Annotated in this window: 11 protein-coding genes and 1 tRNA gene; 11 read left to right on the top strand and 1 reads right to left on the bottom strand. The window is 63.6% G+C overall.

The genetic code is table 11. The annotated features are described in order from the left end of the window. The first annotated feature begins 71 nt into the window (after positions 1-71). The 11 genes from VWZ81_RS06620 to VWZ81_RS06570 all read left to right on the top strand — a co-directional run bounded on the left by VWZ81_RS06620 (position 72) and on the right by VWZ81_RS06570 (position 12,591). On the top strand, positions 72-1,277 hold the full coding sequence (locus tag VWZ81_RS06620; RefSeq protein WP_416542358.1) for a class I SAM-dependent methyltransferase: 1,206 nt from the start codon (positions 72-74) through the stop codon (positions 1,275-1,277). A gap of 15 nt (positions 1,278-1,292) precedes the next feature. Further along, positions 1,293-1,733 carry a TrgA family protein gene (locus VWZ81_RS06615; RefSeq protein ID WP_416542357.1) on the top strand — a complete coding sequence of 147 codons (441 nt, stop codon included), beginning with the start codon at positions 1,293-1,295 and terminating at the stop codon, positions 1,731-1,733. Positions 1,734-1,762: 29 nt separating this feature from the next. Beyond that, positions 1,763-2,881, top strand: a complete 1,119-nt coding sequence (locus VWZ81_RS06610) for an NUDIX domain-containing protein (protein WP_416542356.1) — start codon at positions 1,763-1,765, stop codon at positions 2,879-2,881. 90 nt (positions 2,882-2,971) lie between these two features. Continuing rightward, complete coding sequence (locus VWZ81_RS06605; RefSeq protein ID WP_416542355.1) at positions 2,972-4,006, top strand: cysteine synthase A; 1,035 nt, start codon at positions 2,972-2,974, stop codon at positions 4,004-4,006. Beyond that, positions 4,003-6,522 carry a DUF3772 domain-containing protein gene (locus VWZ81_RS06600; RefSeq protein ID WP_416542354.1) on the top strand — a complete coding sequence of 840 codons (2,520 nt, stop codon included), beginning with the start codon at positions 4,003-4,005 and terminating at the stop codon, positions 6,520-6,522. Before VWZ81_RS06605 ends, VWZ81_RS06600 begins: the two co-directional genes overlap by 4 nt. Continuing rightward, complete coding sequence (locus tag VWZ81_RS06595) at positions 6,519-7,250, top strand: alanyl-tRNA editing protein (RefSeq protein WP_416542353.1); 732 nt, start codon at positions 6,519-6,521, stop codon at positions 7,248-7,250. The genes VWZ81_RS06600 and VWZ81_RS06595 overlap by 4 nt, the downstream gene beginning before the upstream one ends. A gap of 92 nt (positions 7,251-7,342) precedes the next feature. Next, a tRNA-Ser gene (locus tag VWZ81_RS06590) sits at positions 7,343-7,432 on the top strand. 195 nt (positions 7,433-7,627) lie between these two features. Next, positions 7,628-8,692, top strand: a complete 1,065-nt coding sequence (locus VWZ81_RS06585; RefSeq protein WP_340545419.1) for a LacI family DNA-binding transcriptional regulator — start codon at positions 7,628-7,630, stop codon at positions 8,690-8,692. Positions 8,693-8,694: 2 nt separating this feature from the next. Further along, entirely contained in the window at positions 8,695-9,999 is a 1,305-nt protein-coding gene (gene xylA / locus VWZ81_RS06580; protein WP_416542352.1) for a xylose isomerase, read from the top strand. Positions 10,000-10,038: 39 nt separating this feature from the next. Further along, positions 10,039-11,475, top strand: coding sequence for a xylulokinase (gene xylB / locus VWZ81_RS06575; RefSeq protein WP_416542351.1), 1,437 nt, complete (start codon positions 10,039-10,041; stop codon positions 11,473-11,475). A 516-nt stretch (positions 11,476-11,991) separates the two neighbouring features. Further along, entirely contained in the window at positions 11,992-12,591 is a 600-nt protein-coding gene (locus VWZ81_RS06570; RefSeq protein ID WP_416542350.1) for a Hint domain-containing protein, read from the top strand. 9 nt (positions 12,592-12,600) lie between these two features. Here VWZ81_RS06570 and VWZ81_RS06565 read toward each other — a convergent pair whose 3' ends face one another. Continuing rightward, positions 12,601-13,263, bottom strand: coding sequence for a nucleotidyltransferase family protein (locus tag VWZ81_RS06565; RefSeq protein WP_416542349.1), 663 nt, complete (start codon positions 13,261-13,263; stop codon positions 12,601-12,603). Between the last annotated feature and the right edge of the window lie 10 nt (positions 13,264-13,273).

Raw genomic sequence — 13,273 nt, 5'->3', positions numbered from 1 at the left:
GCCTGATTTGGCCTAGCCTTTTCTCTGGACAGGGGCCGTGAACCCACCGGACCCGTCTAGGGGAGGAGAGAATGGCGCTCACACAGACCGAAGGACAGGCCAATCTGCCGCGCTATTTCGCGGCGATCTTTGACCAGTTGCAGGCGCTCGAGGTGGGGCAGCTGGACATCCATCTGCCGGACGGTCGGGTGTTCCGTGTCACTGGCGACCGCCCCGGTCCGGTGGCAGATCTGCGTATTCGCAACCCCGATTGTTTCGCCCGGCTGATCCGCGAGGGGGATCTGGGGTTCTCCGATGCCTATCTTGATGGCTGGTGGAGCACATCCGATCTTCAGGCCTTCATGGATCTGGTGCATCTGGGGTCTGAAACCGTCTATGATGGCTTTCCGGGACGCGGGCTGATCCGCGCCTATGAGCAGTTCCGCTTCTGGCTGCAACGCAATCACCGCGCGCAGGCCAAGGCGAATATCTCCTATCACTATGACCTCGGCAACGCCTTCTACGGGCTGTGGCTTGATGACACGATGACCTATTCCAGCGCCCTGTTCAAAACCGGGCAGGAAAGCTTGGAGGCGGCGCAGACCGCCAAATATGCCTCCATGGTCGACCAGATGGGCGTGCAGCCCGGCGATCACGTGCTGGAGGTCGGCTGCGGCTGGGGCGGGTTTGCCGAATATGCAGCCCGCGAACGCGGCCTGCGGGTCACGGGCCTCACCATCAGTGCCGAACAGTTGAAATATGCCCGCGAGCGCATTGAAAAGGCGGGGCTTTCCGACAGGGTTGAACTCAGGATGCAGGATTACCGCGACTGCGAAGGCACCTTCGATGGCATTGCTTCCATCGAGATGTTCGAGGCTGTCGGCGAGAAATACTGGCCCGCCTATTTCAGGATGATCCACGACCGGCTGCGCCCCGGCGGTCAGGCCACCTTGCAGATCATCACCGTCGCTGACCGGCGCTGGACGGTCTACAAACGCGGCGTTGATTTCATCCAGAAACATATTTTTCCGGGTGGCATGCTGCCCGCGCCCAAGATCCTGCGGCAACAGGTTGAAAATGCCGGGCTAAAGGTCATGAAATCGCTCGAATTCGGTGATAGTTACGATCAGACGCTGCGGCGTTGGCACACCACCTTTAACAGTCGCTGGGACGAGATTGCGGCCATGGGATTTGATGATCGGTTCAAAAAGATGTGGAATTTCTACCTCACCTCCTGCGCCGCCGCGTTCAAGGCGCAAACCTGCGACGTGACCCAGATCACGCTGGCCCACCGCTGAACGAAAGCCCGGATCATGCCCACAGCCGCCCGCCTTATCGCCGCCGTCAGCATGGCGCTTGTCGCGATTGCCGCCTCTTTCCTGATCATGCCACTGATGCCCGAGGGCACCGATTTCGGCTATTTCGTGCCGCTCAACGCCGCGCTTGGCGCGCTGATCGGCTGGGTCTGGGTCGGCCGCCATGTCGGTCGCGGCGTGGTCAATGCGATCAACAACGGCCTCACCGGTGTGGCGCTGCTGGTGCTCTGGGGGCTGTTTCTGCAAGGCGCCTGGGAAATGTTTCGCCTCGCCATGCGCAACCGCTATGACGGCCCGTTTGAGGCGCTTTCGGCGATTTTTGTCATCGGTTTGGATTTCTTTTTCGTGATGGCGGTGCCACATGTGTTGCTGGCGCTGGTGATCGGTGGCATCTTCAGCGGTCTGGTGACCGAGAATGCCGCAAGACGCTGGCGCTGAGATAACAGAATTCCAACAGGATACAGACCGTGGTTGATCTTTTTGTCTATGGCACGCTGCGCCATATGCCGCTGCTTGAACTGGTGTTGGGGCGGTCAGGTGCCGCGCTGGATGTCACCCCTGCACATCTGCCCGATCACGGTGCCTTTGCGGTGGTGGATCAGCCTTTCCCGGCGATAGAGGCCCGCGTCGGCCACCGCGCACCGGGGCTGCTGCTGCGCGGTCTCACCCCGGACGATATGGCGGCGCTGAATTTCTACGAAGGCGGGTTCGACTATACGCTGCGCCCTGTCACGGTCGCGCTGGACGCAGGCGGTAGCGCCCCGGCGGAGGTCTATTTCCCAGAGCCGGGCCTGTGGCAGACCGGGGCGGCCTGGGATCTGGGCGACTGGCAGCAGAAATGGGGCGCCTTGTCGCTGCGCGCGGCAGAGGAGGTCATGGCCTATCGCGGTCGCCTGACCGCCGCCGAGGTGGCCGAGCGGTTCCGCCCGATCCGCATCCGCGCCGCCGCCTGGCTCGCGGCGCAGAACCGCCCCGGCGATCCCGATCACGATCTGACCCGCGATGTCGTCGTCCACCAGCATAAACGCGCCTATCTCAACTTCTTCGCGATGGAGGAGATGGACCTGCAATTCCGCCGCTATGACGGCAGCCTCAGCCCGGTGATCAACCGGGGCGTCGCGCTGGTGGGGCAGGCGGCGGTGGTGCTGCCCTATGATCGCCGCCGCGACGCGGTTTTGCTGATCGAACAGTTCCGCGCCGCCACCTATATCGCGGGCAACCAGCGCCCCTGGATGTGGGAGCCGGTGGCCGGGCTGATCGACCCCGGCGAAACCCCCGAACAGGCCGCCCGCCGCGAGGCGATGGAGGAGGCAGGGCTGAAGATCGACCAGCTGGAAACCGTCGCCCAGGTCTACCCCTCCAGCGGCGCCTCAGGCGAATTTCTGCATATTTTTGTGGGTCTCTGCGACTTTGACGAGATCGCCGGCGGCGGCGGACTGGAGAGCGAGGGCGAAGATATCCGCAGCCAGATCCTGCCCTATGAGGCGCTGATACAGGGCGTAGATGACCAGACCTATCAGGACATGCCACTGGTCACCGCCGCCCTCTGGCTGTCACGCCATCGTGAGCGCTTGCGGCAGGGCTGACCCCGCCAACCGCGCGGCGCGCCGCTATCTCGGCTTGTGGTTGTCCAATGCCTTGGCTACACCTCAACTGGAATGATCGAAAGGGATACCATGCGCATTGCACATGATCTGGCCGACGCGATCGGCCACACGCCTCTGATCCGCCTGAACCGCGTCAGCGATGAAACCGGATGTGAGATTCTGGGAAAGGCCGAGTTCATGAACCCCGGCCAGTCGGTCAAGGACCGCGCCGCACTCTATATCATCAAGGACGCCATCGCGCGCGGTGATCTGAAGCCGGGCGGCACCATCGTCGAGGGCACTGCCGGTAACACCGGGATCGGCCTGGCGCTGGTTGGCGCGTCGATGGGCTTCAAAACGGTGATCGTGATCCCCGAAACCCAGTCCGAAGAGAAAAAGGACATGTTGCGACTGGCCGGCGCCCAGCTGGTGCAGGTCCCCGCAGCGCCTTATCGCAATCCCAATAACTTTGTCCGCTATTCGGAACGTCTGGCCAAGGAACTGGCCAAGACCGAACCCAATGGCGCGATCTGGGCCAATCAGTTCGACAATGTCGCCAACCGGCAGGCCCATATCGAAACCACCGCACCCGAGATCTGGGAGCAGACCGACGGCAAGGTGGACGGCTTTGTCTGCGCGGTCGGTTCTGGCGGCACGCTGGCAGGTGTGGCCGATGTGCTCCAGCCCAAGGGCGTGAAAATCGGCCTTGCCGATCCGATGGGCGCGGCGCTTTATTCCTACTACACCACCGGTGAAATTGTGACCGAAGGCGGCTCCATCGCAGAAGGCATCGGCCAGGTGCGCATCACCAAGAACCTTGAAGGGTTCAAACCGGATTTCTGCTACCAGATCGAGGATCGCGACGCGCTGCCCTATGTCTTCGACCTCCTGCACGAAGAGGGTCTGGTGCTGGGCGGTTCCTCGGCGATCAATATCGCCGGTGCCGTGCGCATGGCCAAGGACATGGGACCGGGCAAGACCATCGTCACCGTGCTCTGTGACTATGGGACGCGCTACCAGTCGAAACTGTTCAACCCCGACTTCTTGCGTGAAAAGAACCTGCCGGTGCCGGATTGGATGACTCACCCCCCGGCCTCTATCCCCGGCGTGTTCGAGGACGTATGATCGCCCTCATGCGTGGTTTTGTGAAATGTCTGGCCGGGCTGGTTCTTCTGATCAGCCTGGCCTTTCCCGCTCTGGCCCAGCTCGATGCGCGTTCGAAATCCTATTACGAGGATTGGCTGCGCACCGCGAACCGGGCCGAAAACGTAATTGATGCCAGCCGCGCCTCCAATATCGCCTTGGAACAGCTGCGCAGCGAGCTGGCCGAATTCCGGCAGACCTTCCAGACCAAGCGTGGGGAAAACGGCGAGCGTATCCAGACCCTTCAGGGCCAGCTGGACGCGCTTGGGGCCCCACCGGGCGAGGGCGAGGAAGAGCCCGAAGACATCGCCCAGCTGCGTGACGCGCTGACCCAGCAGCTCAATGAGCTGCGGGTGCCGCGTATCGTCGCCGAAGAGGCCTACAGCCGCGCCGACGGCCTGATCAACGAGATCGACAAGATTGTCCGCGAACGGCTGACCAAACGGCTGTTTGAGCGCGGCACCTCGCCGCTCAACCCCGAACATTGGCCCGGCGCGCTGCGGGATCTGGTCCACGCCAGCCGCGCCGTGGGCAATGAAACCCTGTCGCAGCTGCGCAATGACACTACCAGCGAACGCATCAGCGGCGATCTGGTGGGCATTCTTGTGCTGGTGCTGATCGGTATGCTGCTGATCCTGCGCGGGCGCCCATGGGCGCATCTGGCGGGTGATTACCTGCGGCGCTACGGCGCGCGGGGCACCGGCGTCTGGACCTTTGTCGTCTCGCTGCTACAGGTGCTGCTGCCGCTGATCGGTGTCATCTTTCTGGTCGCAGCGGTCGATCTTTCGGGCATTCTTGGGGTGCGCGGCAGCATCTTCCTCGAATCCGTGCCGGCCTGGGCCTTTATCATGCTGTCGTTCCACTGGCTGGGCGAGCAGCTCTATACCAATCAGATCGAGAATGATCTGCTGCCCGTACAGGAGGGCAATCAGGCCGAGACCCGCTTTCTGATCGACATGATGGCGGTGATCCTGGTGCTGCAGGATGTTTTTGCCACCATCGAGCGGATCCAGAACATCCCGGACAGCAGTTCCGCGGTCTATGCCTTTCCGCTGATCAGCTGTGCTGCGCTGATCCTGCTGCGTCTGCACCGCATCGGGGCCAAGCAGCGTCAGGCACAGAGCGAGGAGGAGCCCGAGGAAGGCGCCATCGCCGCCGGGGCCAATCGCATCATCGCGGTGGTGCGCCGGGCGATCTACCTTCTCGGCTTTGCCGGGCCGCTGCTGGCTGCGGTGGGCTATCTCAACGCGGCCGAGGCGGTGATCTACCCGGCCATGCTGACGCTGGCGATGCTGGCGGGCCTGTTTGTCCTGCAACGGTTCTTTGCCGATCTCTACGGCTTTGTCACCGGCAAGGGTAGCGCGGCCCGCGACTCGCTCTTCACGGCGCTGATCGGCTTTGCGCTGGCGCTGGTGGCGCTGCCGATGCTGGCGCTGATCTGGGGCGCGCGCGTTGCGGATCTGACGGAGCTGTGGTCGAACTTCCTCGAGGGCTTCCAGATTGGCGACACCCGTATTTCGCCCACCGCCTTTCTGACCTTTGTGACCATCTTTGCCGTCGGCTACGGTCTGACCCGGCTGGTGCAGGGCAGCCTGCGCAACGCGCTGCTGCCCAAGACCCGCATTGATGTCGGCGGCCAGAATGCCATCGTCTCCGGCATGGGCTATGTCGGGATTTTTCTGGCCGCTCTGGTGGCGATTTCGATGGCCGGTCTGGATCTGTCGTCGCTCGCCATTGTCGCCGGTGCGCTCTCTGTGGGCATCGGCTTTGGTCTGCAAACCATCGTGTCGAACTTTGTCTCCGGCATCATCCTTCTGGTCGAGCGCCCGGTGTCCAAGGGCGACTGGATCGAGGTTGGCGGCCTGATGGGCTATGTGCGCGATATCTCCGTGCGCTCCACCCGGATCGAGACCTTCGACCGCACCGATGTGATTGTTCCGAACTCGGATCTGATCACCGGCACCGTCACCAATTACACCCGCGGCAATACCGTGGGCCGGGTGATCGTGCCTGTCGGCGTCAGCTACGGCACCGACCCGCGCAAGGTCGAGGCCATCCTGATCGAGGTCGCCAAGGCACATCCGATGGTGTTGATGAACCCACCGCCATCGGTGGTGTTTCAGGGCTTTGGGGCGGACAGTCTCAACTTTGAGATCCGCGCGATCCTGCGCGATGTGAACTGGGTCCTGTCGGTGAAATCCGACATGAACTACGACATCGCCCGCCGCTTCGACGAGGCCGGGATCGAGATCCCCTTCGCCCAGCGCGATATCTGGATCCGCAACCCCGAGGCGCTGGCCGGGGCGGCGGCGGCCGCGGCGCCTGAAGCTGCGCCCGACTCTGGCCCCGGATCTGTTCAGGACAGCGCGGCCCGGCCATCACCGGCTGCGGCAGCGGCGCCCGCCAGCAAACGCCCCGAAACCCCGGATCTGGAGGACCTCTCCAACCGGGACGATGCAGCCGACAGCGGCGATGAAGACGGAGACGGCGATCGATGACCGACCAATTGTTCCTGACGGATGCCTATGCACAACAGGCCCCGGCGCAGATCATTGACCACACAAACGAAGGCGGGCTGGTGCTGAACCAGTCCGTCTTTTACGCAACCGGGGGCGGGCAGCCGGGCGATACCGGTCATCTCAGCTGGTCCGATGGGGCAGGGGCGCACCGCCTGACCATCACCAATACGGTAAAGGGGGAGGCGGGCGCCATTGTCCTGCTGCCGGAACCTGACCAGCCGCTGCCCAGCGTCGGGCAGGAGGTGACGCAGACCCTCGACTGGGATCGCCGCCTTGGCCATATGCGCATCCATACCGCGCTACACCTCCTCTCGGTGGTGATTCCCCTGCCGGTCTCCGGCGGTTCCATCGGCGCCGACAAGGGGCGGCTTGATTTCAACATGCCCGAGGCGCCGGAGGACAAACAGGCGCTGGAGGATGCGCTCAACGCCCTCATCAGCCGCGATCTGGAGGTCAGCGAACGCTGGATCACCGAGGAGGAGCTGGATGCAAACCCCGATCTGGTGAAAACCATGTCGGTGGCGCCGCCCCGTGGCAATGGCCGCATTCGGCTGGTGCGGATCGGCACGATGCAGGAGCAGATCGACCTGCAACCCTGCGGCGGCACCCATGTGCGCAGCACCGCTGAAATTGGTCCTATCCGCCTTGGAAAGGTTGAAAAAAAGGGCAAGCAGAACCGCCGTGTCTACCTGCATCTGGGGGCTTGAGCGCGGGCTGCAAATAAGTTTCTGCAAGAGTGAATTTTTTGCTGTTTTCGCTCTTGCAATTGCTTCCGTGATCCGTCAAAAGTCCGCCCAACGGAGAGGTGGCCGAGTGGTCGAAGGCGCACGCCTGGAAAGTGTGTAGGCGGGGAACCGTCTCCAGGGTTCGAATCCCTGTCTCTCCGCCATAACATCTAGACCAAGATGGTTTTATGACAGCCGCCACAGCATGTGGTGGCTTTTTGCGTTTCAGACCTTGCCCCCGTGATCCATCAGCCACCTGTCAGATCGTGGCGACCGCGGCTTGATCGACAAAATGATAGACGTCTATCAGAAAATGATATACGTCTGTCAAAACTGCCGGAAACAGATGGGCTGCAAGGATGGGAAAACCCACATTACATGATGTCGCTGCCGCGGCCGGGGTCAGCTACGCCACGGCGGACCGGGTGCTGAACAATCGCGGCGGGGTGGCGAAAAAATCGCAGGACCGGGTGCGCGCCGCCATTGCCGAGCTGGGCTATCAGCGCGATATCACCGCCGCCAATCTGTCACGCCGTCGCCGCTACCGGTTTGCCTTTCTGCTGCCGATGGCGGGGGAGGGCTTCTTTGCCCGGCTGCATGAGCATGTCCAAAGCGAACAGACCCGCCGCGCGCAGGCGCGCCAGCAGATCACCATCACCCATGTGCCTGCCTTCGATGCGGCGGCGCTGGTGCGGGCGATCGAAAACTGCGCCGCCGAGGATTACGACGGTCTCTGCCTTGTGGCGGTGGAGGATCCGCAGGTTGAGGCCGCGCTGACCAGCCTGCGGGCCAGGGGTGTTGCCGTGGTCACACTGGTCGCCGACAGCCCGGAAACCACGCGGGATGCCTATGTGGGGATCGACAACCGGACCGCAGGTCGCACCGCAGGCGACCTGATGGTGCTGGCCCATCGCGGAGCGGCCTCCGAAGGGCGGGGCCGGATCCTTCCCATCACCGGCAGTCTCAGCGCCCGCGATCATGCCGACCGCTACGCCGGGTTCTGCGATGTGGTCTCGCCCGGTCTGCCGGTGCTGCCACCGCTGGAGACCGGCGACGACCCCGATGTGCTGGAACAGGCGCTGCGCCGCGCGCTTGATGCAAACCCCGACATTACCGGGGTCTACAATCTGGGTGCCGGCATTCCGGGGCTGGTCGCGGCCCTGTCGGCGACGGCACGGCCGCACCCTCCGGTGGTGATCAGCCACGAACTCTGCGCCGCGACCCGCGATGCCGTGGCGCAGGGCCTTATTGATGCGGTGATCGACCAGAAACCGGCGCAGGAAATCACCGCCGCCCTAGCGGCCCTTGTCGCGCTCAGCGACGGGCTGCCGTTCGACCCGCTGACCGCGCAGATCATTCCCGCCGTCCATTTCAAACACAACATGCCCCCGCAGCCTGCGGTCGGGCCAGAAGAGAGGGCCTGACCATGGCTGGCTATTTCGACGACATCGCAGCAATCACCTACAATCCAGATGGCGACGGGCTGGCCTATCGCCACTACAACCCCGATGAAATGATCATGGGCAAACGGATGGAGGACCACCTGCGCTTTGCCGTCTGCTACTGGCACAACTTTGTTTGGGAGGGGAACGACCCGTTTGGCGGGCAGACCTTTGATCGGCCGTGGTTCCCCGCCGATACCATGGATCTGGCGCGCATGAAGGCGGAGGCCGCCTTTGACATGTTCCGCATCCTCGGCGTGCCGTACTACTGTTTCCACGACCACGATATCCGGCCAGAAGGCGCAAGCCTCGCCGAAAGCCACAAACGCCTGAACCAGATGGGCGATCTGCTGGAACAGAAAATGGCAGATGGTGGCCCGAAACTTCTGTGGGGGACGGCCAATATGTTCTCCAACCGCCGCTATATGGCCGGCGCCAGCACCAATCCCGACCCGGATGTCTTTGCCTATTGCGCCTCCACCGTGCGCGCCTGCATGGATCTGACCCATCGTCTGAACGGCGAGAACTATGTCCTTTGGGGCGGACGCGAGGGCTATGAAACCCTGCTCAACACCGATCTGTCGCGTGAGCTGGAGCAGATGGGCCGCTTCCTGTCGATGGTGGTCGACTACAAACACAAGATCGGCTTCAAAGGCGCGATCCTGATCGAGCCAAAGCCGCAGGAGCCGACCAAACATCAATATGACTATGACGTTGCCACCGTTTACGGCTTCCTCAAACGCTTTGGTCTTGAGGATGAGGTGAAGGTGAACATTGAACAGGGTCACGCGATCCTCGCCGGTCACAGCTTTGAACATGAGATCGCCATGGCCAATGCGCTGGGGATCTTTGGCTCCATCGACATGAACCGCAACGACTACCAGTCCGGCTGGGACACCGATCAGTTCCCCAACAACGTGCCGGAGGTGGCGCTGGCCTATTATGAAATTCTGCGCGGCGGTGGCTTTACCAGCGGCGGCACCAATTTCGATGCCAAGCTGCGCCGTCAGTCGCTGGATGCCGAGGATCTGATCGCGGCCCATGTGGGGGCCATGGACGTCTGCGCGCGGGGGCTACGCGCCGCCGCTGCCATGCTGGAAAGTGATAGCCTCGAGGCCAAGCGCCGCGACCGTTACGCCGGTTGGACCACTGCCGAGGCGCAGGCCTATCTGGCCGAGGGCGCAACGCTGGAGGCCATCGCCGATCAGGCCGAGGCCAGGGCGCTTGATCCGCATCCGGTCTCTGGCCGTCAGGAACAGCTGGAGGCGCTGGTCAACCGTTTCGTCTGAGGCGGCGGAACCATGGCGTAATGGGGAGAGGGCACAGATATGTATCTTGGCATTGATCTTGGCACATCGGGGCTACGCGCGCTGATGACCGATGCGGCGGGCAAGCCTGTCGCCTCGGCTGAGGCGCAGTATTGCGTGCAGACCCCCCATCCCGGCTGGTCGGAACAGGATCCCGGCGACTGGATCACAGCGCTGGATCGCGCGATGGACCAACTGCGGGATACCCCCGGCTATGGTCAGATATGCGGCATTGCAGTGGCAGGGCATATGCACGGTGCGGTGCTGCTGGACGGCGCCGATCAGGTGCTGCGGCCCTGCATCCTGTGGAACGACACCCGTTCCGCCGCTGAGGCGGCTGAGCTGGACGCAACGGCGAAGGTCCGAGATCTGAGCGGCAATATCGTCTTTCCGGGGTTCACCGCGCCGAAACTTTTGTGGGTGCAGCGCCACGAGCCGGAGATTTTTGCCAATACGGCCAAGGTCCTGCTGCCTGCGGCCTATCTGAACCTGCATCTGACCGGGCGCCATGTGGCTGACATGTCCGACAGCGCAGGCACCTCCTGGCTGGATGTGGGCGCGCGGGTCTGGTCGGAGCCCCTGCTGCGCGCGGGTCGCATGCGGCGCGATCAAATGCCGGATCTGGTCGAGGGCTGCGAGCCTGGTGGTATCCTGCGTCCTGAACTGGCTGCGCGTTGGGGATTTGGCAAAGACGTGACCGTGGCCGGTGGCGCAGGCGACAATGCCGCTGCGGCCTGTGGCACCGGGGTGATGGCACCGGGGCAGGGGTTTGTCTCGCTTGGCACCTCCGGGGTGGTGCTGACCGCGCGAGACGGGTTCCACCCGGATCCGGCAACGGCGGTGCATACCTTCTGTCACGCGATCCCGGAGCGCTGGTATCAGATGGGGGTGATGCTCTCGGCCACCGATTGCCTGAACTGGCTGGGCCGGATCACCGGACGCAGCCCTGCGGATCTGACAGCAGGTCTTGGCGATCAGCTGCGCCCCCCCGGCGAGGTGACATTCCTTCCCTATCTCTCCGGGGAGCGCACGCCGCATAACTCAGCAAGCCTGCGCGGTGGGTTTCAGGGGCTGTCGGTCGCGACCACGCCCGAGGATATGGCCCGCGCGGTGATGGAGGGTGTCTGCTACGGGCTGCGCGACTGTCTGGCGGCACTGCGCAGCACCGGCGCTGAGCTGGACAGCTGTCTGGTCATCGGCGGCGGCAGCAGATCACCCTATTGGGTCAGGCTGCTGGCCACGGTGCTGGACCTGCCGCTGCATCTCCCGCAGGGGGGTGAGTTCGGCGCCGCGCTTGGTGCGGCGCGACTGGCCCGGCTGGCGGTGACAGGTGGGGATCCCGCCGAGGTTCTGACCGCGCCGCAGATCGCGCGCACGGTCACCCCCGATGCTGCCCTGCGCGATGGTTTTGACGCAGCCTATGCAACCTTTCGCCAGCGGGTCAGCGACATGATCTGAGCGCTGGTCAGCGCCTCAGGCGGCGTCACGGGGCCGGGCGAATCGTAAATCAGCCCGTGGTGGCGACAAGTTGTCTAAAATTCTCCCCATTGTTGCGCGCCGTGGGACAACCCCTGCGCCCAGCGGTTCGCGTGATGGATCTGACAGAGGGCGGCTGTGCGCTCTGATGATCTGCCATTGTCTGCAGGATGGCGACAAACGGCGGTTGTTTCGCGGCGGTGACGGCAGATTCTGCGGGATCGCGCGGTGGCGGCGGTCAGACCGGAAACAATCCCCGGCCTCTGGGGACGGGATCATCGGACGGCCGGGCCGGCGGATGCACGCTGATTAAGATTTTGTTCTTTTTTAGGCAGATTTGCCCGCGTAGGGTAAACCCATGCTGCCACAGGATGAGTGGTGCTCTCTTCAAAGCTGTACCCCGAGGTGTGGCGCCCCTTTGCAATACCAAGGCAGGCCAGGGACCGGTTGCACGGCTGTGCGACCGGGGTGGTCGGGCTTTTGGACGGAGATCATGACGTGCCTTGCTTTACGCCCGGAACAACTGTTGCGACCCCTCAGGGGAGCTGCGCTGTCGAGGATCTGAGCGTCGGGGACCGTGTGGTGACCCGTGACAATGGTCTGCAGCCCATTCGCTGGATCGGGCGGCGGAGGCTGGATCGCAGCGCCCTGCAAGGGGCGGCACATCTGCAACCGGTGCTGATCGCGGCAGGGTCGCTTGGCAATGGGATGCCGGAGCGCGATCTGCTGCTCAGCCCGAGCCATCGGGTGCTGATCGGCAATGACAAGACCGCATTTTATTTCGAGAATCGCGAGATACTGGTCGCGGCCAAACATCTGACCGGATTGTCCGGGGTCGATGCGGTAGAGACCACCAGCATCGACTATCTGCATTTTGTCTGTGAGGACCATCAGGTGGTCTGTGCCGACGGGGCGTGGATCGAGTGTTTTCAGCCTGCCGACCAGTCCCAGCGCGGGTTGGATCGCGCCCAGCGCGATGAGGTGCTGATGCTGTTTCCCGAGTTGCAGACACAGCCGCCGGTGCCCGGTGCGCCCCCTGCGCAGCCGTCACGCCGACGGCCGGGGTGCAAGGCGGGGGCGCAGTGGTTCATCCACTAGCCCTGTGGCCTAATCGCTTTTGAATGTCGTTCGCGCGCGGCGCCAGGCCGTCCACGCCTCGGGCGTGTCCAGATCGGTGAGCGCATGGGCCTCGGGCAGCGGCACCGGGTGAATGGTCTCTCCCTGATCCTGTGCAGCCTTTAGAACCGCGCGGGCACCCTGATCGCCGCTGAGCTGGCCGAGCGCGGCGAAATACCGGCGGGGAAAGACCACCGGATGTCCAAACCGCTCCTGCGCCCCGGTGATTGGGCCTGTGGCTGCACCGGTTGCTGTTCCGGTCGCGCGCAGGATCCGGTCTGGCAGCGCCATAGCGCTGCCCGCGACCTGCGCCAGATCGGCTTGCGTCAACTCCGGCATATCGGCAGGCAGGATCATCACCGCCTCGTAGCTCTTGGTCAGACCTGCGATGCCTGAGCGAATGGAGGCGGCCATGCCCTCCTGCGCGTCCGGCACAAAGAGCGCTGTTGCAGCGGGGCAGGCGCGGCTGAGCAGCTGGGCTCTTGGGTGGGGTGCGGCTGGCAAGGTGACATAGGTGTCCTGCCCGGTGCCAAGGGCCGCCCCGCAGATCCGGGCCAGAAGCGGTGTTCCGTCGATCTCCTCCAGCAGTTTGTCACGCCCGCGCATCCGCGAGGCGCTGCCGGCAGCGAGGATCAGAATGGCGATGGCGGTCATATCTGTCGCC

This window comes from Phaeobacter sp. JH20_34 (assembly GCF_048056095.1).
Taxonomy (GTDB): Bacteria; Pseudomonadota; Alphaproteobacteria; order Rhodobacterales; family Rhodobacteraceae; genus Phaeobacter; species Phaeobacter bryozoorum.
Note: the sequence above shows the minus strand (reverse complement) of the source record. Positions and strands in the feature narration are given on the sequence as shown.

What these genes read in the sequence shown, in the direction of transcription:
- VWZ81_RS06620 (WP_416542358.1), top strand. Translation starts at nt 72, where the DNA reads ATGGCGCTCACACAGACCGAAGGACAGGCCAATCTGCCGCGCTATTTC.
- VWZ81_RS06615 (WP_416542357.1), top strand. Translation starts at nt 1,293, where the DNA reads ATGCCCACAGCCGCCCGCCTTATCGCCGCCGTCAGCATGGCGCTTGTC.
- VWZ81_RS06605 (WP_416542355.1), top strand. Translation starts at nt 2,972, where the DNA reads ATGCGCATTGCACATGATCTGGCCGACGCGATCGGCCACACGCCTCTG.
- VWZ81_RS06600 (WP_416542354.1), top strand. Translation starts at nt 4,003, where the DNA reads ATGATCGCCCTCATGCGTGGTTTTGTGAAATGTCTGGCCGGGCTGGTT.
- VWZ81_RS06595 (WP_416542353.1), top strand. Translation starts at nt 6,519, where the DNA reads ATGACCGACCAATTGTTCCTGACGGATGCCTATGCACAACAGGCCCCG.
- VWZ81_RS06585 (WP_340545419.1), top strand. Translation starts at nt 7,628, where the DNA reads ATGGGAAAACCCACATTACATGATGTCGCTGCCGCGGCCGGGGTCAGC.
- xylA (WP_416542352.1), top strand. Translation starts at nt 8,695, where the DNA reads ATGGCTGGCTATTTCGACGACATCGCAGCAATCACCTACAATCCAGAT.
- xylB (WP_416542351.1), top strand. Translation starts at nt 10,039, where the DNA reads ATGTATCTTGGCATTGATCTTGGCACATCGGGGCTACGCGCGCTGATG.
- VWZ81_RS06565 (WP_416542349.1), bottom strand. Translation starts at nt 13,263, where the DNA reads ATGACCGCCATCGCCATTCTGATCCTCGCTGCCGGCAGCGCCTCGCGG.